We start from the raw sequence: 19,302 nt of genomic DNA, 5'->3' as shown, positions 1-19,302 counted from the left end.
CAAACTAGAGGCAATCATGAGCAAAGTCAGACTGGTCGTTGTGGGCAACGGCATGGTGGGGCACCGCTTCATCGAAGAGCTGATCGAGCGGGCCGACCCGGGCCGCTACGAGATCACCGTCTTCGGTGCAGAACCCCGTCCCGCCTACGATCGCGTCCATCTCTCCTCCTACTTCTCCCATCACACCAGCGAAGATCTCTCCCTCGTCAAACCCGGTTTCTACGACAAGCACGGCATCTGCCTGCTGCTCGGCGAAGCGGTGAAAAAAATCGACAGGGCCAACCGCGAAGTGCATTCCAACAAGGGCACAGTGGTCGAGTACGACAAGCTGGTGCTGGCCACCGGCTCCTACCCCTGGGTGCCGCCCATCCAGGGCAGTCAGCATCACGAGTGCTTCGTCTATCGCACCATCGAGGATCTGAAAGCCATCCGCAGCGCCGCCAAGAGCGGCAAGAGCGGGGTGGTGATCGGGGGCGGCCTGCTTGGCCTCGAAGCCGCCGGCGCCCTCAAGGCGCTGGGCCTCGAGACCCATGTGGTGGAGTTTGCGCCGGTGCTGATGGCCGAGCAGCTCGACGGTCAGGGCGGCCAGCTGCTGCGCCGCAAGATTGAATCCATGGGCGTGCAGGTGCACACCAGCAAGAGCACCAGCGAGATCCTGATGCATGGCGGCGAGCAGGCGAAACACCGCCTCGCCTTCGCCGACGGCAGCCAGCTGGAAGTGGACGTGGTGGTCTTCTCCACCGGCATTCGCCCGCAAGATACCCTCGGCCGTTACGGTGATCTCGCCATCGCCGAGCGCGGCGGCATCGTCATCGACGATCACTGCCTCACCTCCGACCCCGACATCTACGCCATCGGCGAGTGCGCCGCCTGGCAGGGCCGCTTCTTCGGGCTGGTGGCGCCGGGCTACAAGATGGCCCAGATCACCGTCGACCATCTGCTCGGCGGCGACAGCCGCTTCGAAGGGGCGGACATGAGCGCCAAGCTCAAGCTGCTCGGCGTCTCCGTCGGCTCCATCGGTGATGCCCACGGCCGCACTCCGGGCAGCCACAGCTATGTGTTCCAGGACGATCAGGCCGGCGTCTACAAGAAGATCGTGGTGAGCGAAGACAACAGCCGCCTGCTCGGCGCCGTGCTGGTCGGCGACGTCGACGACTACGGCAACCTGCTGCAGATGATGCTCAACGCCCTGCCCCTGCCGAACCACCCGGACACCCTGATCCTGCCTGCCTACGCCGGGGCCAAGCCGACCCTGGGGGTGGATGCCCTGCCCGAGAGCGCCCAGATCTGCTCCTGCTTCGATGTCTCCAAGGGCAACATCGCCAAGGCGGTGGCCGAGGGCCACACCACGCTGGCCGCCATCAAGCAGCACACCAAGGCCGGTACCGGCTGTGGTGGCTGCGTGCCGCTCATCAGCCAGGTGCTCAACGCCGAGCTGGTGAAGCAGGGCATCGAGGTCAACAATCACCTCTGCGGCCACTTCCCCTACTCCCGTCAGGAGCTGTTCCACCTGGTCAAGGTGGAGGGGATCAAGAGCTTCGACGAGCTGCTGGCCAAGCATGGTCACGGCTATGGCTGCGAGGTGTGCAAACCGACCGTCGGCTCCATCCTCGCATCCTGCTGGAACGAGCATGTGCTGAGCCCGCGCAACATCCCGCTGCAGGACACCAACGACATCTTCCTCGGCAACATGCAAAAAGACGGCAGCTACTCCGTCATCCCGCGCATGGCCGGTGGTGAGGTGACCCCGGAAGGGCTGCTGGCGGTGGCCGAAGTGGCCCGCGACTACCAGCTCTACACCAAGATCACCGGTGCCCAGCGTATCGGTCTGTTCGGGGCCCAGAAGGATGATCTGCCCGCCATCTGGCGCAAGCTGCTGGCGGCGGGTTTCGAGACCGGTCAGGCCTACGCCAAGGCACTGCGCATGGCCAAAACCTGCGTCGGCAGCACCTGGTGCCGCTTCGGCGTGCAGGACAGCGTTGGCCTCGGGGTCTTCCTCGAGAACCGCTACAAGGGCATTCGCACCCCGCACAAGATGAAGTTCGGCGTCTCCGGCTGTACCCGCGAATGTGCGGAAGCCCAGGGCAAGGACGTCGGCATCATCGCCACCGATGCTGGCTGGAACCTCTATGTGGGCGGCAACGGCGGCATGAAGCCGCGCCACGCCGACCTGCTGGCGTCTGACCTCGACCGCGAGACCCTGATCAAGCTGATCGACCGCTTCATGATGTTCTACGTCACCAGCGCCGACAAACTGCAGCGCACCTCGGTCTGGCTCGGCAATCTGGAAGGGGGCGTCGACTACCTGCGCGAAGTGATCGTCGACGACAAGCTGGGACTGGCCGAGACGCTGGAACGCGATATCCAGACCCTCATCGACAGTTACGAGTGCGAATGGTCGCGCACCCTCAACGAAGAGGAAGCGCTCAAGCGCTTCAGCCACTTCATCAACAGCGACAAGCGCGACCCGGACGTTCAGTTCGTCAGCGAACGCGACCAGCACCGACCGGCCACCCCAGCCGAGCGCATCCCCGTCTACCAGATCGAGGTGGAGACCAAATGATGAAATTAGCCTGCCAACTCAACGGCATCCTGATGGGCTGCATGGACGTTTGCGCCCTGCTCGATAGCCAGTCCATCCAACTCGAGGTGGAGATTAAGCGATGAAACTTGCCTGCCAACTCAACGACATCCTGCCGGGAACCGGTGTCTGCGCACTCATTGAAGGTCGTCAGATCGCTCTGTTCCGCCCGAGCGCGGCCGCCGAGGTGTTCGCCATCGACAACCGGGATCCCTTCTTCGCCGCCAACGTGCTGTCGCGGGGCCTGATTTGCGAACACGACGGCGAGCTCTGGGTGGCCAGCCCGCTCAAGAAGCAGCGCTTTCGCCTGAGCGACGGCCACTGTTTCGACAACCCTGAGATGTCGGTGCAGAGCTACCCCGTTGAAGTGCGCGACCAGCAGGTCTGGGTCGCCGTCTAACACCAGACCCCACCCCGGCCCTCCCCTTCACAGGGGAGGGAGCAAAAAGCCCCTCCCCCTTGACAAGGGGGAGGCAGGGAGGGGGTTAAAAAACAGTCAGGGCTGCCCGCGGGCGGCCCTCTTGAAGGAAACAAAGATGTATACCGAAACCATCAACAAGTGCGCCGCCAACGCGGCCCGCATCAATCGCTTCGAGCGCAGCGACAAGCTCGGCTTCTGGCTCAGCTCGGCCATGGCGGGGGCCTATGTGGGCCTTGGCATCATCCTCATCTTCACCCTCGGCAATCTGGTGGATCCCGCCATCCGTCCGCTGGTGATGGGGGCCACCTTCGGCATCGCCCTGACCTTAGTTGTCATCGCCGGCTCCGAGCTGTTCACCGGCCACACCATGTTCCTCACCTTCGGGGTGAAGACGGGCAAGATCACCATGGCCGACCTGCTGCGCATCCTGCCGCAGACCTGGGCCGGCAACCTGATTGGCTCCATCGTGGTGGCGCTCATCTACTCCTACGGCGGCAGCCTGCTGCCGGACGCAGGCAGTCTGGCCCACAAGGTAGCGCTGGCCAAAACTCAGGCACCGGCGCTGACCCTGTTTATGAAGGGGATCCTCTGCAACTGGCTGGTCTGCCTCGCCATCTGGATGGCGCTGCGCACCGAAGGGGCCGCCCGCTTCATCGCCATCTGGTGGTGCCTGCTCGCCTTTATCGCCTCCGGCTACGAGCACTCAGTCGCCAACATGACCCTGTTCACCCTCTCCTGGTTTGGCGCCCACTCGGAGGCCTACACCCTGAGCGGCATCGGCCACAACCTGCTGTGGGTGACCCTGGGCAACACCGTCTCCGGCGCCCTCTTCATGGGCCTCGGCTACTGGTATGCCACCCCGAAAGCTGAGCGCCCGGTTGCGGTGAGCGAGACCACCTCCACTGCCAGCCAGACCCAAACCGCCTGATCAGGAGGCCCCATGGACTACTTGCCCATCTTTTGCCGACTCGACAACAAACCCGTGCTGCTGATCGGCGGCGGCGAGGTGGCGGAGCGCAAGGCGCGCCTGCTGCTGGATGCCGGTGCCCAGCTCACCGTGGTCGCGCCCGAGCTCGACCCCGAGCTGGCAGAACTGGCTGCCAACGGCAGCATCGAGTGGCTCGCCGGTGAATTCGCGCCGCAGCAACTGGCGGGCAAGTGGCTGGTGGTGGCCGCTACAGATCGGCGCGAGGTGAATGCGCTGGTCTACCAGAGCGCCAATCAGGCGCGGATCTTTGCCAACGTGGTGGATGACCCGAAACGCTCCAGCTTCATCATGCCGTCGATCATCGACCGCTCGCCGCTGATGGTGGCCATCTCCTCCGGCGGCAAGGCCCCGGTGCTGGCCCGCTTGCTGCGGGAAAAACTCGAGGCCCTGCTGCCTCAGCATCTGGGTGCCGTCGCGGCCTTCGCCGGCAGCCTGCGGGAGCGGGTCAAGGCCCGCTTCGCCAACATGGGCGAGCGGCGTCGCTTCTGGGAACGGTTGCTCGGGGCGGATCGGCTCGGGCAGGCGCTGGCCCGCGGTGATAGTGCCTCTGCCAATCAGCTGGCCGACAACCTGTTTGCCGACGAAAGCCAGACCGGTGGCGAGGTGGTACTGGTGGGAGCTGGCCCCGGCGATCCGGGTCTGCTCACCCTGCACGCCCTGCGCCAGATGCAGCAGGCGGACGTGGTGGTCTATGACCGGCTGGTCTCGGACGAGGTGATGGCGCTGGTGCGCCGCGACGCCAAACGCATCTTCGTCGGCAAGCAGGCGGGCAACCACTGCGTGCCGCAGGAGGGGATCAACCAGCTCTTGCTGGAGGAGGCGAAGAAGGGGCAGCGGGTGGTGCGGCTGAAGGGGGGTGACCCCTTTATCTTCGGCCGTGGCGGCGAGGAGCTGGAGACGCTGGTCGGCAGCGGCATCGGTTTTCAGGTGGTGCCGGGGATCACCGCTGCCAGCGGCTGCGCGGCCTACGCCGGTATTCCGCTGACCCACCGCGATCACGCCCAGAGCGTGCGTTTCGTCACCGCCCACGGCAAGGGGGGCGCTCAGGATCTCGACTGGCCGCTGCTGGCCAAAGATCGGCAAACGCTGGTCTTCTATATGGGGCTCTCCTCCTGCGCCACCATCCGCGAACAGTTGCTGACCCACGGCAAGGCGGGCAGCACCCCGGTGGCGCTGATCGAGCGAGGCACCCAGCCAAGCCAGCGGGTCATTCGCGGTACCCTCGATCAGTTGCCCGCGCTGGCGGTGGGCGTCGAGAGCCCGGCCCTCATCATGGTGGGATCTGTGGTGACCCTGGCGGACCAGCTTGCCTGGTTCGGGCAAGGAGGCGCCGCAGACGCGGCCCTGGCCTCGGCCTGATCGCTGCATCCATTCCAACGCCACCCTCGGGTGGCGTTTCTTTTTCTGCATTTACTGTCATAACCTGTTGTTTTAAGTCTGGTATCCTATGGGGACTGTCCGCCGGATCACCGAATTCAGGAATTCTGCTTCATGTCCCTCCCCCCCAAGAACAGCGCCAAACAGCGTGAACACGACAGAGCCCGCATCCTCACGCTGCTGCTGGCTGATGATGCCCTCACCGAGAGCCTGCTCGACCCGCAAGGGGAGCAGGACGCAGAGCTTCGGGACCAGACCAGCGAGCTGACCCGGCTGGTCAACAGCCTGCCCGCCGCCGATATCGCCGATGCGCTGGAATCCCTACCGCCGGACGAGCGCCACGTGCTGTGGCAGCAGGTGGATGCAGACAAGCACGGCCAGATCCTGGTGGAAGCGTCGGAGACGGTGTGGGACAGCCTCATCAGCGGCATGAGCGACAAGGAGCTGCTGCACGCCCTGAGCACCCTCGACATCGACGACCAGATCTACCTGGGCCAGCACCTGCCCCGCAACCTGATGGGGCGGCTGCTCACCTCCATGGCGCCGGTGGACAGGGACAAGGTGCGGGAGGTGATCCGCTACGGCAAGCACACGGTCGGCGCCATGATGGACTTCGAGCTCATCACGGTGCGGCCCGACGTGACCCTGGCCACCGTCCAGCGCTATCTGCGCCTGCGCGGCCAGATCCCCGAGAACACCGACAAGCTGTTTGTCACCGATCGGCGAAACCGGCTGCAGGGGGAGCTGCCCCTCACCGCCGTGCTGCTGCACAAGCCCGAAACCCTGGTGAGCGACGCGATGGAGAAGGATCCGGTCACCTTCGATCCGGAAGACAACGACGAGGCCGCCGCCCGCACCTTCGAGCGGGACGACCTGGTCTCCGCCGCCGTGGTGGATGCCAGGGGCAAGCTGATGGGCCGGCTCACCGTCGCCGAGGTGGTGGACTTGGTCTATGAGGAGAGTGACACCGACCTGCGCCGCATGGGGGGGATCAGCGAGGAAGAAGACGTGTTCGCCCCCGTCTCCAAGGCGGTCAAGACCCGCTGGGCCTGGCTCGCCATCAACCTCTGCACCGCCTTCGTGGCGTCGCGGGTGATCGGCCTGTTCGAGCACACCATCTCCCAGCTGGTGGCACTGGCGGCCCTGATGCCCATCGTCGCCGGGATCGGCGGCAACACCGGCAACCAGACCATCACCATGATAGTGCGGGCGCTGGCGCTGCAGCACATCCAGACAGGCAACGTCTCCTTCCTGCTGTGGCGCGAGCTGGGGGTAGCCCTGATCAACGGTCTGGTGTGGGGGGGCATCATGGGCATCGCCACCTTCCTGCTCTATCAGGATGCGGCGCTGGGGGGCGTGATGACGCTCGCCATGATCCTCAACCTGCTGGTGGCGGCGCTGATGGGGGTCATCATCCCCATGACCATGAGCCGGCTGGGGCGCGACCCGGCGGTGGGGGCCAGCGTGATGATCACCGCCATCACCGACACCGGCGGCTTCTTCATCTTCCTGGGGCTGGCGACCCTGTTCCTGCTCTAGAGCCCGAGGCTGACCGCCTGCGGCTCCTGCCATGACGCGGGGCAGCTTTCGCGCAAAAACGGCATTTCCCGCCACTGGGCAAGGAATAGTCGTTGAAATGCCAACCCCACTCCTTATACTGGATCCACCTGTTTCCAGCGGTGGATCTGACACAATGGAATACAACACTTCAGAACTGTGCGACATCTATCAGGACATGGTGGATGTACTCGAACCCATGCTCTGCTCCTTCGGCGGCCGCGCCTCTTTCGGCGGCGTCATCACCACGGTCAAGTGCTTCGAATCGAACGGCCTAATCCGTGAACTGGTCAAGGAGAACGGCGTTGGTCGCGTGCTGTTGATCGACGGTGGCGGCTCCATGCGTCGTGCCCTGATCGACAGCGAGATCGCCACCACGGCGGCGGAAAATGAATGGGAAGGGATCGTCTGCTACGGTTGCGTCCGTGAGGTCGATATCCTGGAAGATCTCGACATCGGCATTCAGGCCCTGGCGGCCATTCCGGTGGGCGCCGACAGCAAGGATATCGGGGAAACCGATCTGCCGGTCAACTTCGGCGGCGTCACCTTCCTGCCGGATGACCACCTCTATGCCGATACCACAGGGGTGATCCTCTCCCCCGATGCCCTCGACATCGAGTAAGCGGAGCAGAGTGAAAATGGGAGCCCTGGCTCCCATTTTTTATGCCCGCTGATGGCGGAAAAGACGCAAAAAAAGAGGGCCAGTAAACTACTGGCCCCTTAACTGGAAGCAATGTGAGCAATGTCGTGCCTTCACAAGAAGTCCATCACGTTGGAACAAATGAAGTCATTCCCGGAAAACAAGTTAACAATAATCATTCTCATTTAACTGTGCAAGCCTTATTTGCGAAGATCGCAAAAAAATTGACCACCCATGGGGGTGGTCAATCTCATCAGGCTTGTCGCGTAGCAGCTTGCAGGCCAGCCAATCCGGCCTCCCCCACCAGCTTGCGGCTGAGATAGCGCAGTAGCACACCGTAAAGCGGCACAAACAACCCAAGACTTATCAGCAACTTGAATACGTAATCCACGGTCGCGATCTCGACCCAGTGCTCGGCCATGAAGGGATCTGTGCTGCGCCAGAAGGCGATGCTGAAGAAGGCGATGGTATCCACCAGATTGCCGAACAGGGTGGAGGCCGCCGGTGCCACCCACCAGGCTTTCAGCAGGCGCAGGCGGTTGAACACCACCACATCCATGAACTGGCCCACCAGATAGGCCATAAAGCTGGCTAACGCGATCCGGGCAACAAAGAGATTGAACTCTGCCAGATTGCCCACCCCCTGGAAGCTCCCTTCGAAGAAGAGCACCGAGAGCACGTAGGACACGGTCAATGCCGGCAGCATCACGGTCTGGATGATCTTGCGCGCCAGGCCTGCGCCGAAGATCCGCACCGTCAGATCGGTGGCCAGGAAAATGAACGGGAAGCTGAAGGCACCCCAGGTGGTGTGGAAGCCAAAGATGGTGATCGGCAGCTGCACTAGGTAGTTGCTGCTGGCAATGATCAGGATGTGGAACAACGAGAGACGCATCAGTGCCGTCTGGTACTGAGCCGGAGTCAGGTTCATATTGTGACCTTTTTGGTTAATGGGGTTAGGGAACCCATATCGCCACCATGGCGATAATCGAGGGGCGGGATTATACGCCCCCAAATTGATAGTTCAATCTTTATGCGGCTATTTCGAACAGTGGCGACTCACATTCGGAACCGGCCAGGGGTCAGTTCCCGTATTGCCGGGCGAGCCAGAGCAGCGCCTCGATGTCCGCCGGTTGCACCGCCGCCAGCCAGCAACCGCTGTGGTGTTCGAACTCGAGCCGAAGGCGGCTCCCCTCAAACTCCAGCAGCCAGCCGTGACGATCGGCCCCCCACTCCCGCTCGAGTGCCGCCAGCTCCCACTCCTGCAGCAGGGCTTCGGCCAGTACTGGAAAACTGTCCCAGTCGAGCGCCGGGCACGTCAGCATCACCACCCCGGCTTCCCTGTCTGTCTGCGTGATACGCCAGTTCATCTGCGGCTCCTCAACTGCTGCACGAGAGCTCGCCCCCGCAATACCAGCCCGGATGCGGGGTGGCGAGATCCTCGTATTCGGGTTGGTCATCATAGGGGTGCTGCAGGGCCGCAAACAGCCGCTCGAACGGCGCCATGTCGCCCTGTTCTGCCGCCTCGATCACCTGCTGGGCCAGGGCGTTGCGCAGCACATACTTGGGATTGACTGCGCCCATCTGCCCCTTGCGCACGCCATCCACGCTCCCTTCCCGGGCGAGGCGCGCCCGATAGGCCTCAAGCCACCCCTGCCAGACGGCAGGATCGGGCAGCAGGGCCAACAGGCGGGCGGGCCACGCTCCCTCTCGCGTCACCTCACCGAGACGTCGCAGGAAGAGGTGGTAATCCACCTTGTGCGCCGCCAGCAGCCGGAACAACTCGCGGAACAGCGCCGGATCCTCCTCTTCCCACACTGCCAGCCCCAGCTTGGCGCGCATCAGCTCGGAGTAGTGCAACATCAGCTGGTGCTCGTACTGGGCCAGGGCCGACGCGAGCGCGTCGCCATCCACATGGCCAGCTAGCGCTTGGGCCAGCTTCTGCAGGTTCCAGTATCCGACCGCAGGCTGCTGATCCAGCGCATAGCGACCGTCCGGATCCGAGTGGTTGCAGACGAAGTCCGGCACATAGGCGTCGATAAAACCGTAGGGGCCGTAATCCAGGGTCAGCCCGAGCAGGGACATGTTGTCGGTGTTCATCACCCCGTGACAGAACCCCGCCGCCTGCCACTTGGCGATGAGCCGCGCGGTGCGGCGCACTACTTCGGCAAACAGCTCGGCGCCATCGGCCAGCTCGGGGAAGTGGTAACGCCGCGCATAGTCGATGAGGGCCGGGATCTTCTCCCCCTGTCCGCTCCATGCGAAATACTCGAAGTGACCGAAGCGCAGATGGCTCGGCGCGGTGCGCAGCACGGTCGCCCCGCTCTCCACCTGCTCCCGGTAGACAGGCTCGTCACTGCCCAGCAGCACCAGAGCCCGGGTGGTGGGAATGCCGAGGGCATGCAGCGCCTCGGAAGCCAGGTACTCGCGAATGCTGGATCGCAGCACGGCACGGCCGTCGCCGAAGCGGGAGAATGGCGTCTTGCCCGCCCCTTTGAGGTGCAGGTCCCAGCGGCTGCCATCAGGCGCCAGCTGCTCCCCCAGCAGCAGGGCGCGGCCATCCCCGAGACGCGGGCTGTAGCCGCCGAACTGGTGGCCCGCATAGACCTGAGCCACCGGCTGCATGCCCGGCAGGGGCTGCCCCTGGCCGCAACAAGCGAGCCACTGCGCCTCGCTCACCTCCCCGAGCCCCAGCTCCCCAAGCAGCGCACCGTTCAGATGCAGCAATCTGGGGCCATGCAGCGGCTGCGGGGCAACAGGCTCGCAAGCCCAGGGGAGTTCGGTGGCAAAAGTGTTGATCAACTTCATGGTGATGGGGGTTGTCCCTGCGTATGCTCGTGTCACTCTTTATACCGCCGTCGGCTCGTCGAGGCTAACAGGCGATCACGATTATTCATTTCAAGGAGAAGACGATGCAAAAGTGGGTCTATACCCTGCCCCTGCTGGCGCTTGCCTGGGGCCATCAGGCCAAGGCGGCCGACATAGACGCAGGCAAGGCCAAATCCGTGGTCTGTGCCGCCTGTCATGGCGCGGATGGCAAGGCGAGCGTCCCGACCTACCCCCACCTCGCGGGCCAGAACCAGGCCTATTTGCTCAAGCAGATGAAAGCGTTCAAGGAGGGTTCCCGTACCGAGCCGCTGATGGTTCCCTTCATGGCGATGCTGACCGAGGCGGACATGGAGAATCTGGCGGCCTATTACGCCAACCTCAAATAATGCATGGCGCCGATCAACGGGCGCCTTTTCACTGTGTGTTGTGCCAGCCTACCGGCCTGGGCCTGCTGCGGTCGATGACAAGGTCTACCAGGGCCGACCCTACCGGCGGCAGTAGTCGATGATCAGGTCCATAAAAGCCTCACCGAAGCGCTCCAGCTTGCGGTGACCGACACCGTTGACCGCTAGCATTTCCTCCTCGGTCATCGGCATGAGCTGTGCCATCTCCACCAGGGTGGCGTCGTTGAACACCACATAGGGCGGCACCTCTTCATCCTCGGCGATCTGCTTGCGCAGGGCGCGCAGCTCCTTGAACAGCCGCTTGTCATAGTTGGCGTTGTCGAGCAGGCCGTTGCGCTTCTCCTTGCGACTGGAGATGGGCTGCAGGCGGGGGACTGCCAGTTCAAGCTTCATCTCGCCACGCAGCACGGGTCGAGCCGCTTCGGTCAGCTGCAACACCAGATTGCGGGTGATGTTCTGGGTCAGCAACCCCTTGTGGATCAGCTGGCGGATGACGCTCATCCAGTATTCGTGGCTCTGATCCTTGCCGATGCCGTAGGTCGACAGCTTGTCGTGACCGTGATCCTTGATGCGCTGGTTCAGCGATCCGCGCAGCACCTCCACCACATAACCGACCCCGAAATTCTGTCCCACCCGCCAGACGCAGGAGAGCGCCTTCTGGGCATCTTCGGTGCCGTCATAACTCTGGGGCGGATCGAGGCAGATGTCGCAGTTGCCGCACGGCTTGTCGTTGTACTCGCCGAAGTAGTTGAGCAGCACCTGACGGCGGCAAGTCTGCGCCTCGGCGAAGGCCGCCATCACGTTGAGCTTGTACTGCTCCACCTGCAACTGCTGTGGGTTTTCGATGTTGTCGAGCAGCCGGCGAACCCGACCGATGTCGGCGGGATCGTAGAGCAGCAGCGCCTCGGCCGGGGTGCCGTCGCGCCCGGCACGGCCGGTTTCCTGATAGTAGGATTCGATGTTCTTCGGAATGTCGTAGTGCACCACGAAGCGCACGTTGGGCTTGTCGATGCCCATGCCGAACGCCACCGTCGCCACCACGATCTCGATGTCATCCTTGAGGAAGGCCTCCTGGGTCTGCTGACGCAGCTCCAGCGGCAGACCGGCATGATAGGGTGCCGCCTTGCAGCCGTGACGGGATAGCCGCTCGGCCACCTCCTCCACCCGATTGCGGCTGGAGCAGTAGACGATGCCGCAGTTGCCCTTCTGGCTCTGCACGTAGCGCAGCAGCTGCTCCGCCGCCTTGAACTTTTCCACCAGGCTGTAGCGGATATTGGGCCGATCGAAGCTGGCGGTGTGGATGAAGGGATCGTTCAGTTCCAGCCGGTGCAGCATGTCGCAGCGGGTCGCCTCGTCGGCGGTGGCGGTGAGCGCTACCACCGGCACCTGGGGGAACCACTGCTTGAGCCGTCCCAGCGCCGCGTATTCCGGCCGAAAATCGTGCCCCCACTGGGAGACGCAGTGGGCCTCGTCGATGGCGAACAGGCCGAGGGGCAGCTCCGCCAACCGGTCCATGAACTCGTGCTGCAGCAAACGCTCGGGGGAAACATAAACCAGCTTGATCTCGCCCCGGCGCATGGCGGCGAAGTTCTGGATCATCTCTTCCCGGCTCAGTGCCGAGTTGATGTAGACCGCCGCCACGCCGTTGGCGCGCAGGGTGTCGACCTGATCCTTCATCAGCGAGATGAGGGGGGAGACCACCACACCGAGCCCGGGTCGCAGCAGCGCCGGGATCTGGTAGCAAAGCGACTTGCCGCCGCCGGTGGGTTTGAGCACCAGGGCATCGCGCCCCGCCACTATCTGCTCGATGATCTCGAGCTGGCCCGGCCGAAACTGCTGATAGCCAAACACCGCCTGCAACAGGGCAAGGGGATTCTCTGGCTGAGGGTCAGGCAGGGTTTCGGCAATGACGGTCATGGGCTCTCCTTTGGGGTCGCCATTCTAAAGCAGCCGCCGCCCACAATAAACCTGCCATTGCGAGTGTTAAGGAAGTGTTGCAGACTGGCTGGAGTTTTTACTCGGCTTTGATGACAGGGCGGACTGAAGGAATGAAACAGATGCTCAAGAAGATGGCGCTCAGTGGCATAGCCAACCTGTTCGCCGAGAGGATGCCCTTCAACAAGCTGATCGGCATGCAAGTCACCCACTACGACTTCGACAAGGTGGAGTTGCGCATCAAGATGGAACAGAAGCTCATCGGCAACCCTTTCCACAACATACTGCACGGCGGCGTCACCGCCAGCCTGCTCGATGTGGCGGGCGGCATGATAGTCACCGCCTCCTGCATCGACGAGCTGGAGGACTTCTCCCCCAGCTATCTCAAGGAGCGCTTCTCGCGGCTTGGCACCATCGATCTGCGGGTGGACTATCTTCGTCCCGGTCGCGGCAACGAGTTCATCGCCACCGCCCACATCATCCGGGCAGGCAGCAAGGTAGCGGTCGCCCGCATGGAGCTGCACAACGAAGAGGGCACCCACATCGCCTTCGGCACGGGCACCTACCTCGTCGGCTAATGGTTTTTATTGCATAAAAAGTGCGCGTCTAAGCTGATTTTAATCATTAGAATTCTTACCCCCTCCTCCGCTCAGGGTCCATACTGAAAGTCGGGATTCTGTGCAGAGGGAGGATTGCAGACGATGAGCGCGATACTGGCTACCCAACCATCCAGAGCCTTGCTGACACGACTTGAGGCCATGCGCGAAGAAGTGCAGACCCCAGAGTGCCGTCACTGGTTGGAACAGGAGCTGGAGGGGTATTCTCTCTGTTCACCCCTGCCCTGGTATCGCATCATTGCCTGTCGGCAACGCGGTCACTTCCTGAATCTGAAGACGGGAAAATATCTGACTTGCCATATCGGCAGCCAAACGCTAAGCCAACGCGACCTGGCCCAAGTTCAGTTCATCTATGCCCGTGAACCCGCCGCCCACTATTTACTGCGTCACGATTCCCATATCGAGCCCTGGCCGGAATCACTGCTGGAAGCGTATCGAGAGCAGCTGATCCCTGGTCATCTCTGCCTGCAAGCCTGGCATGAGCCCGTGTCTTCGCTGCGTTCACAACTGATGGAGGGAATAGCACATTTCATTAGTGAGTACCCCAAGCATGCGGCCCTGCAAACCCAACACGGTTTCAAGGCATTGCGGCATCAACACTGGCATATCTGAATGAGCGCCTGGGGCGCAAGGAGGGCACCATCGACAAGACCCATAACGAGATTGTCACAATCTAGAGTGCCGGAGTCAGGATCAGACTCCACCAGTGGGGCCACCGAGCGGTGGCCCTTTTAGTTGGGCAAATGAGGGAGATCGGAGCAGGAGCAGCAATCGACAATGGAAATGTCAGCTTTGCTTCAACAGACCAAATGCGAAAAGGCCGCTCATTGAGCGGCCTTTTCAAATGTGGTCGGTGTGAGAGGATTCGAACCTCCGACCCCTTCGTCCCGAACGAAGTGCGCTACCAAGCTGCGCTACACACCGATGTCTGCGGGGCGAGAATTTACCGAAAGCCCCGACCCGACACAAGCCTTTTTTTGCATTCACTCTAAAAAAATGGCTTTACGCTCAATAATTCAGCGAGTAGCAGCAAAAATCGCCACAAGGCATCTTTCCGCCTGCCTTCAGCCCTGTCGAGACAACCTGAACTCGGTCGGCCCCAGCAAACGCCGGCTCCAATCCGCCACCACTCCATGTTCCAGCCAATGAGCCGCATGCTGGCGCCAGTTGGGAGAGAGCGCCGGGTTCTCCAGCAGCAGTTGCAGGTCTTCCTCGTTGCGAGCCTGGTTGAACAGGATGTCGGCGGTGCGCTTCACCGTCAGCTCAGGGTAGGGTCTGTCCACCAGTGTCAGCTCCCCCTGCGGATCCACCCTTCCCTCTTCCAGCACCCGCAGCAGCCAGCCACAGCGACCACTCAGCTGCATCACCTGGGAGAGCTGGCCATAGCCAAAGCGCTGGTTGAGCTTGAAACAGGGGGATCTGGGCTGGCTTATCTGGATCAGCGCCTCCCCAAGTCGATAGACATCGCCGATGCAGGCCTGCGCCTCCGTCAGCCCCGAACCAGAGAGATTCTCGCCAAAGGCGGCAGGCTGCCAGGGTGTGCGTGGTACAGGCAGCCCCAGCGCGGTTTGCCAGGTTTTCCACCAGGCGTAGTGCTCCGCAGGGTAATGGTGCAGGGCCCGATCCGGGCCGCCATGATGGCGTCTGTCGCTCTGCTCATCCCCGCGAAGGCCGAGGAAATCGCACCACAGAGGGGCGTCGGCAGGCTGCTTGTGGATGGCACTGATGAGGCCGGGGGCCTGCTCTGGGTTCAGTTCGGCGCTCTGGCCGATGAAGAGGGAGATCCGCATTCCATTCTCCTGACGGATGGGGGAATGCGGATCTTATCACGGGGCAGGTCAGGCAACTGCCTGCATCTGGGTGGTCATGGCGATTTCGGCACGGCGGCGTTTCTCCGCCCGGGCCATCAGATACCAGCTACCGAAGGTGAACAGGGATACCGACAGCAGGATCAGGCTCGCGATGGCGTTGATCTCGGGCTTCACGCCGAGGCGCACCGCCGAGAACACTTCCATCGGCAAGGTGGTCGAACCCGGGCCGGAGACGAAGCTCGCCAGCACCAGATCATCCAGCGACAGGGCGAACGACATCATGCCACCCGCCGCCAGCGACGGGGCTATCATCGGGATGGTGATCAGGAAGAACACCTTCCAGGGCTTGGCACCCAGGTCCATGGCCGCCTCCTCGATGGAGAGATCCAGCTCCCGCAGCCGCGCCGACACCACGATCGCCACATAGGCGGTACAGAAGGTGGTATGTGCTATCCAGATGGTCAGCATGCCCCGCTCCGCGGGCCAACCCACCAGCTGGGCCATGGCCACGAACAGCAGCAGCAGGGAGAGACCGGTGATCACCTCAGGCATCACCAGCGGCGCCGTCACCATGCCGCCGAACAGGGTCCGGCCACGGAAGTGAGGGATCCGGGTCAGCACGAAGGCCGCCACCGTCCCTAGCGCCACCGCCGCGATGGCGGTGTAGAAGGCGATCTCCAGGGAGCGGAACACGGACCCGATCAACTGTTTGTTGTCGAGCAGGCCGAAGTACCACTTGAGCGACCAGCCCCCCCACACCGTCACCAGCTTGGAGGCGTTGAAGGAGTAGATGACCATGATGATCATGGGCAGGTAGATGAACAGCAGCCCCAGCCACAGCATCAGCTTGGCAAAACCGAAACGTCTCATGCCTTGCCCTCCAGCTCTTTGGCCTGGTTGCGGTTGAACAGGATGATGGGAATGATCAGCACCGCCAGCATCACCACCGCCAGGGCGGAGGCCACCGGCCAGTCACGGTTGTTGAAGAACTCCTGCCACAACACCTTGCCGATCATCAGGGTCTCCGGACCACCCAGCATCTCGGGGATGACGAACTCGCCCACCACCGGGATGAAGACCAGCATGCAACCGGCGATGATGCCGTTCTTGGAGAGTGGCACCGTGATCTGCCAGAACCGGGTCAGGTTGCGGGCACCCAGGTCGGAGGCCGCCTCCAGCAGGCTCTGGTCGTGCTTGACCAGGTTGGCGTAGAGCGGCAGCACCATGAACGGCAGGTAGGAGTAAACGATGCCGATATAGACCGCCAGGTTGGTATTGAGGATCTGCAGCGGTTCGTCGATCACCCCGATGCCCAGCAGGACACTGTTGAGCAGGCCGTTGTTGCTGAGGATCCCCATCCAGGCGTATACCCGGATCAGGATCGCCGTCCAGGTCGGCATCATGATGAGCAGCAGCAGAACGGTCTGGGTCTCCTTGTTGGCCCGCGAAATGGCGTAAGCCATGGGATAACCGATCAACAGGCAGAGCAGGGTGCTGACCAGGGCTATCTTGAGGGACCCCAGATAAGCCGCGATGTAGAGATCATCCTCCTGCAGCAGCAGGTAGTTGCCCAGGTTGAGCAGTATGGTGAGCTGATTGTCTGCCCAGCTCACCACGTCCGTGTAGGGCGGGATGGCCACGTCCGCTTCGGCGAAGCTGATCTTCACGACGATGATGAAGGGCAGCAGGAAGAAGAGAAACAGCCAGAAGAAGGGGATGCCGATGACCAGCTGCCGCCCTCCCACCTGTTTGAGTCGTCTCAATGCCTTCATGATTGCAGCACCACGCCGCTGTCATCTTCCCAGTAGAGGAACACCTGGTCATCCCAGGTCGGCCGTTTGCCGTGGCGTTCGGCATTGGCGATGAAAGCCTGAACGATTTTGCCCGAGGGCAACTGGATGTGATACACGGAATGGCCGCCCAGATAGGCGATGTCATAAACCTCGCCCTTGGTCCAGTTGAAGTCCGGATGCTCGATCTCTTCCGGCTTTTGCAGGCTCATCAGCAGTTTTTCCGGACGCAGGGCATAGGTGACCTTCTTGTTCTCCGCCCGGGAGCTGATGCCGTGACCCACATAGATGGGCTGCTCCAGATCCGCACAGGCGATGATGGCGTGGTCCTGCTCATCCTCCACCAGCAGGCCGTCAAACAGGTTGACGTTGCCGATGAACTCGCACACCAGCCGGCTGGCCGGGGTTTCGTAGATGTCCATCGGGCTGCCGATCTGCTCGATGCAACCGAGGTGCATGATGGCGATCCGCTCGGCCATCGTCATGGCTTCTTCCTGATCGTGGGTCACCATGACGCAGGTCACGCCGACCCGCTCGATGATCTCGACCAGCTCGAGCTGCATGGTGGAGCGCAGCTTCTTGTCCAGCGCCCCCATGGGCTCGTCCAGCAGCAGCAGTTTCGGGCGCTTGGCCAGGGAACGGGCCAGGGCCACCCGCTGACGCTGACCACCGGAGAGCTGGTGCGGCTTGCGGCGGGCGTACTGGGTCATCTGCACCAGCTTGAGCATCTCTTCCACCCGGGCATCGATCTCCGCCTTGGGCAGGCCATCCTGCTTGAGGCCGAAGGCGATGTTCTGGGCCACCGTCATGTGGGGGAACAGGGCATAGGACTGGAACATCATGTTGATGGGGCGTTCATAGGGCGGCATGTCGGTAATGTCGACGCCGTCGAGGAACAGCCGTCCTTCCGTGGGTCGCTCGAACCCGGCCAGCATCCGCAGCAAGGTGGACTTGCCGGAGCCGGACCCACCCAGCAGGGCGAAGATCTCGCCCTTGTGGATGTTGAGAGACACGTTGTCGACCGCCAGCGTTTCGTCGAACTGCTTGCTTACCCTGTCTATTTTGACCAGCACTTCTTTACGCTGCTGGCTGCCCTCGAGGGCTTTCTTGTAGGCACTGGAGGCTATCGCCATTACCAAACTCCCAAAGGTGATTCCGGCCTGGGCCGATCCATCAATACAATCTGGCGCCCCGGGATGGGCGCCAAGGTTAGGTTCCGGATTTGATCTTGGTCCAACTCCGGGTGATCAGGCGCTGCACCGAGCGGGGATGTGCTTCCTGCACATACAGACGCTCAAGCACCGCCTGGGGGGGATAGACAGACTCATCCTCGCGAACGGCCTTGTCCATGAACTCTCCCGCCTTGATGTTCGGGTTCGCGTAACCCACATAGTCGCTCACCTTGGCGATGACCTGCGGTTCGAGAATGTAGTTGATCAGGGCGTGAGCCTCTTTCACGTTGGTGGCATCGGCCGGGATCGCCATCATGTCGAACCAGAGATTGCCACCCTCCTTGGGGATGCTGTAGGCAATATTGATCCCCTTGCCCGCCTCCTCGGCCCGGGACGCCGCCTGCAGGATGTCGCCGGAGAAACCCGCCGCCACGCAGATGTTGCCGTTGGCGAGGTCACCGATGTACTTGGAGGAGTGGAAGTAGGCCACGTAGGGGCGCACCTTGAGCAGCTGCTCTTCGGCCCGCTTGATGTCCGCCGGCTCATGGCTGTTGGGGTTGAGCCCCAGGTAGTTGAGGGCAGCCGGGATCATCTCGTCCGCCGAATCGAGGAAGGCCACGCCGCACTGGGAGAGCTTCTTCATGTTTTCCGGCTCGAAGATGGTCGCCCAGGAGTCAATCTTGTCGACACCCAGCACTTCCTTGATCTTGTCGACGTTGTAGCCGATGCCGTTGGTGCCCCAGAGGTAGGGCACGGCGTACTGATGGCCCGGATCCACCTTCTCGAGCTGCTTGAGCAGCATGGGGTCCAGGTTGCTCAGGTTTGGCAGCAGGGTGAGGTCCAGCTTCTGGAAGGCCCCCGCCTTGATCTGCTTGGCCAGGAAATTGTTGGAGGGCACGACCAGATCGTAGCCGGTGCGTCCGGTCAGCAGCTTGCCTTCCAGCGTCTCGTTGGAGTCAAACACGTCGTAGACGGTCTTGATCCCGGTCTTCTGCTGAAAGTCACTGAGGGTGGTCTCGCCGATATAATCGGACCAGTTGTAAAAATGAACCACAGGGGCTGCCTGGGTCAGATTTGCAAACCCCAGGGTCAGGGCCAGCGTTGCCATCTTGGTCATGTGCACTTATCAGTCCTCATTTGTGTGATTTTGCCAGTCGCGCATCCATACGCGCCGTCCAACCTG

The 19,302-nt window shown here is 62.3% G+C and carries 18 protein-coding genes and 1 tRNA gene; 9 read left to right on the top strand and 10 right to left on the bottom strand.

Annotated elements, in window-relative coordinates:
* Positions 1–16 precede the first annotated feature (16 nt).
* The 6 genes from nirB (at position 17) to rraA (ending at position 7,546) form a co-directional block, all read left to right on the top strand.
* On the top strand, positions 17–2,563 hold the full coding sequence (nirB, locus tag AB5Y54_RS09190) for a nitrite reductase large subunit NirB (protein WP_368153476.1): 2,547 nt from the start codon (positions 17–19) through the stop codon (positions 2,561–2,563).
* Between the two features lie 100 nt (positions 2,564–2,663).
* A complete protein-coding gene (gene nirD, locus AB5Y54_RS09185; RefSeq protein WP_029314869.1) occupies positions 2,664–2,981 on the top strand; it encodes a nitrite reductase small subunit NirD in 318 nt (105 codons plus the stop codon).
* 136 nt (positions 2,982–3,117) lie between these two features.
* The gene (gene nirC, locus AB5Y54_RS09180; protein WP_201985332.1) at positions 3,118–3,930 is read left to right on the top strand and encodes a nitrite transporter NirC; all 813 of its coding nucleotides are present in this window, start codon (positions 3,118–3,120) and stop codon (positions 3,928–3,930) included.
* Between the two features lie 12 nt (positions 3,931–3,942).
* The gene (gene cysG, locus AB5Y54_RS09175; protein WP_128272677.1) at positions 3,943–5,349 is read left to right on the top strand and encodes a siroheme synthase CysG; all 1,407 of its coding nucleotides are present in this window, start codon (positions 3,943–3,945) and stop codon (positions 5,347–5,349) included.
* Positions 5,350–5,481: 132 nt separating this feature from the next.
* On the top strand, positions 5,482–6,906 hold the full coding sequence (gene mgtE / locus AB5Y54_RS09170; protein WP_045522860.1) for a magnesium transporter: 1,425 nt from the start codon (positions 5,482–5,484) through the stop codon (positions 6,904–6,906).
* Between the two features lie 154 nt (positions 6,907–7,060).
* Entirely contained in the window at positions 7,061–7,546 is a 486-nt protein-coding gene (gene rraA, locus AB5Y54_RS09165) for a ribonuclease E activity regulator RraA (RefSeq protein ID WP_010676045.1), read from the top strand.
* 271 nt (positions 7,547–7,817) lie between these two features.
* Here the strand turns inward: rraA and AB5Y54_RS09160 are convergent, their stop codons facing one another.
* The 3 genes from AB5Y54_RS09160 to AB5Y54_RS09150 all read right to left on the bottom strand — a co-directional run bounded on the left by AB5Y54_RS09160 (position 7,818) and on the right by AB5Y54_RS09150 (position 10,369).
* Positions 7,818–8,492 carry a 7-cyano-7-deazaguanine/7-aminomethyl-7-deazaguanine transporter gene (locus AB5Y54_RS09160; RefSeq protein WP_010676046.1) on the bottom strand — a complete coding sequence of 225 codons (675 nt, stop codon included), beginning with the start codon at positions 8,490–8,492 and terminating at the stop codon, positions 7,818–7,820.
* 151 nt (positions 8,493–8,643) lie between these two features.
* The gene (locus AB5Y54_RS09155; protein ID WP_160836737.1) at positions 8,644–8,931 is read right to left on the bottom strand and encodes a DUF3630 family protein; all 288 of its coding nucleotides are present in this window, start codon (positions 8,929–8,931) and stop codon (positions 8,644–8,646) included.
* Between the two features lie 10 nt (positions 8,932–8,941).
* Positions 8,942–10,369, bottom strand: a complete 1,428-nt coding sequence (locus tag AB5Y54_RS09150) for a YdiU family protein (RefSeq protein ID WP_368153472.1) — start codon at positions 10,367–10,369, stop codon at positions 8,942–8,944.
* A gap of 104 nt (positions 10,370–10,473) precedes the next feature.
* Here AB5Y54_RS09150 and AB5Y54_RS09145 point away from each other — a divergent pair, with 104 nt between their 5' ends.
* Entirely contained in the window at positions 10,474–10,776 is a 303-nt protein-coding gene (locus AB5Y54_RS09145) for a cytochrome c (protein ID WP_041211966.1), read from the top strand.
* Positions 10,777–10,875: 99 nt separating this feature from the next.
* On the opposite strand, the gene recQ is transcribed toward AB5Y54_RS09145, so the two are convergent.
* Positions 10,876–12,711: an ATP-dependent DNA helicase RecQ gene (gene recQ / locus AB5Y54_RS09140; RefSeq protein ID WP_069784941.1), complete on the bottom strand. Its 1,836-nt coding sequence runs from the start codon at positions 12,709–12,711 to the stop codon at positions 10,876–10,878.
* A gap of 131 nt (positions 12,712–12,842) precedes the next feature.
* Here recQ and AB5Y54_RS09135 point away from each other — a divergent pair, with 131 nt between their 5' ends.
* Entirely contained in the window at positions 12,843–13,307 is a 465-nt protein-coding gene (locus tag AB5Y54_RS09135) for a thioesterase family protein (RefSeq protein WP_201985335.1), read from the top strand.
* A gap of 123 nt (positions 13,308–13,430) precedes the next feature.
* Positions 13,431–13,958, top strand: a complete 528-nt coding sequence (locus AB5Y54_RS09130; RefSeq protein ID WP_010676052.1) for a hypothetical protein — start codon at positions 13,431–13,433, stop codon at positions 13,956–13,958.
* 235 nt (positions 13,959–14,193) lie between these two features.
* Here the strand turns inward: AB5Y54_RS09130 and AB5Y54_RS09125 are convergent.
* The 6 genes from AB5Y54_RS09125 to AB5Y54_RS09100 form a co-directional block, all read right to left on the bottom strand.
* Positions 14,194–14,270 (bottom strand) — tRNA-Pro (locus AB5Y54_RS09125).
* A gap of 140 nt (positions 14,271–14,410) precedes the next feature.
* On the bottom strand, positions 14,411–15,136 hold the full coding sequence (locus AB5Y54_RS09120; RefSeq protein WP_103260958.1) for an MOSC domain-containing protein: 726 nt from the start codon (positions 15,134–15,136) through the stop codon (positions 14,411–14,413).
* Between the two features lie 48 nt (positions 15,137–15,184).
* On the bottom strand, positions 15,185–16,027 hold the full coding sequence (locus AB5Y54_RS09115; RefSeq protein ID WP_010676054.1) for an ABC transporter permease subunit: 843 nt from the start codon (positions 16,025–16,027) through the stop codon (positions 15,185–15,187).
* Entirely contained in the window at positions 16,024–16,929 is a 906-nt protein-coding gene (locus tag AB5Y54_RS09110) for an ABC transporter permease subunit (RefSeq protein ID WP_368153470.1), read from the bottom strand. The genes AB5Y54_RS09115 and AB5Y54_RS09110 overlap by 4 nt, the downstream gene beginning before the upstream one ends.
* A complete protein-coding gene (gene potA / locus AB5Y54_RS09105) occupies positions 16,926–18,080 on the bottom strand; it encodes a polyamine ABC transporter ATP-binding protein (protein ID WP_010676056.1) in 1,155 nt (384 codons plus the stop codon). The genes AB5Y54_RS09110 and potA overlap by 4 nt, the downstream gene beginning before the upstream one ends.
* A 76-nt stretch (positions 18,081–18,156) precedes the next feature.
* On the bottom strand, positions 18,157–19,242 hold the full coding sequence (locus AB5Y54_RS09100; RefSeq protein WP_043153440.1) for a polyamine ABC transporter substrate-binding protein: 1,086 nt from the start codon (positions 19,240–19,242) through the stop codon (positions 18,157–18,159).
* Positions 19,243–19,302 lie beyond the last annotated feature (60 nt).

Source organism: Aeromonas sp. s9 (genome assembly GCF_040907765.1).
Classification (GTDB): Bacteria; Pseudomonadota; Gammaproteobacteria; order Enterobacterales; family Aeromonadaceae; genus Aeromonas; species Aeromonas caviae.
The sequence above is the reverse complement of the archived record's forward strand: the minus strand, read 5'-3'. Positions and strand labels throughout refer to the sequence as shown.

Coding starts and splice junctions, on each gene's coding strand:
- nirB (WP_368153476.1), top strand. CDS start 17: ATGAGCAAAGTCAGACTGGTCGTTGTGGGCAACGGCATGGTGGGGCAC.
- nirD (WP_029314869.1), top strand. CDS start 2,664: ATGAAACTTGCCTGCCAACTCAACGACATCCTGCCGGGAACCGGTGTC.
- nirC (WP_201985332.1), top strand. CDS start 3,118: ATGTATACCGAAACCATCAACAAGTGCGCCGCCAACGCGGCCCGCATC.
- cysG (WP_128272677.1), top strand. CDS start 3,943: ATGGACTACTTGCCCATCTTTTGCCGACTCGACAACAAACCCGTGCTG.
- mgtE (WP_045522860.1), top strand. CDS start 5,482: ATGTCCCTCCCCCCCAAGAACAGCGCCAAACAGCGTGAACACGACAGA.
- rraA (WP_010676045.1), top strand. CDS start 7,061: ATGGAATACAACACTTCAGAACTGTGCGACATCTATCAGGACATGGTG.
- AB5Y54_RS09160 (WP_010676046.1), bottom strand. CDS start 8,492: ATGAACCTGACTCCGGCTCAGTACCAGACGGCACTGATGCGTCTCTCG.
- AB5Y54_RS09155 (WP_160836737.1), bottom strand. CDS start 8,931: ATGAACTGGCGTATCACGCAGACAGACAGGGAAGCCGGGGTGGTGATG.
- AB5Y54_RS09150 (WP_368153472.1), bottom strand. CDS start 10,369: ATGAAGTTGATCAACACTTTTGCCACCGAACTCCCCTGGGCTTGCGAG.
- AB5Y54_RS09145 (WP_041211966.1), top strand. CDS start 10,474: ATGCAAAAGTGGGTCTATACCCTGCCCCTGCTGGCGCTTGCCTGGGGC.
- recQ (WP_069784941.1), bottom strand. CDS start 12,711: ATGACCGTCATTGCCGAAACCCTGCCTGACCCTCAGCCAGAGAATCCC.
- AB5Y54_RS09135 (WP_201985335.1), top strand. CDS start 12,843: ATGAAACAGATGCTCAAGAAGATGGCGCTCAGTGGCATAGCCAACCTG.
- AB5Y54_RS09130 (WP_010676052.1), top strand. CDS start 13,431: ATGAGCGCGATACTGGCTACCCAACCATCCAGAGCCTTGCTGACACGA.
- AB5Y54_RS09120 (WP_103260958.1), bottom strand. CDS start 15,136: ATGCGGATCTCCCTCTTCATCGGCCAGAGCGCCGAACTGAACCCAGAG.
- AB5Y54_RS09115 (WP_010676054.1), bottom strand. CDS start 16,027: ATGAGACGTTTCGGTTTTGCCAAGCTGATGCTGTGGCTGGGGCTGCTG.
- AB5Y54_RS09110 (WP_368153470.1), bottom strand. CDS start 16,929: ATGAAGGCATTGAGACGACTCAAACAGGTGGGAGGGCGGCAGCTGGTC.
- potA (WP_010676056.1), bottom strand. CDS start 18,080: ATGGCGATAGCCTCCAGTGCCTACAAGAAAGCCCTCGAGGGCAGCCAG.